The following is a 243-nucleotide window of genomic DNA, read 5'->3' on the forward strand; positions in this document are numbered from 1 at the left end:
GGTGGAAAGACATGGGAACCTTGTGAAAGCGCGGTGGCTTCCAAGGGAGAGAATAGTGGAGCTGCAGTCTCCTGCTGGAAGGTTCTGGCAGACAATGGGCTTTTCTGCCAACGGGAAGCAATACCTGCTCCCGGAGGAGGCTCTGTACCTAATGGAATGTGGAAGCCTGCAGGTGTTTCATCATGACCTTCCTCTGTCCATCCAGGAAGGATATGAAAGCTTTCTGTCCGCCGAGACACTCAC

At 53.5% G+C, this 243-nt stretch carries 1 protein-coding gene; it reads left to right on the forward strand.

Annotation, left to right across the window (positions count from 1 at the left end):
* A partial coding sequence (locus tag IEQ44_RS16405) for a tRNA-splicing endonuclease subunit SEN54 family protein (RefSeq protein WP_193639475.1) occupies positions 1 to 243 on the forward strand: 243 nt, incomplete at both ends.

It is taken from the genome of Nocardioides malaquae (assembly GCF_015070385.1).
GTDB lineage: Bacteria > Actinomycetota > Actinomycetes > Propionibacteriales > Nocardioidaceae > Nocardioides > Nocardioides malaquae.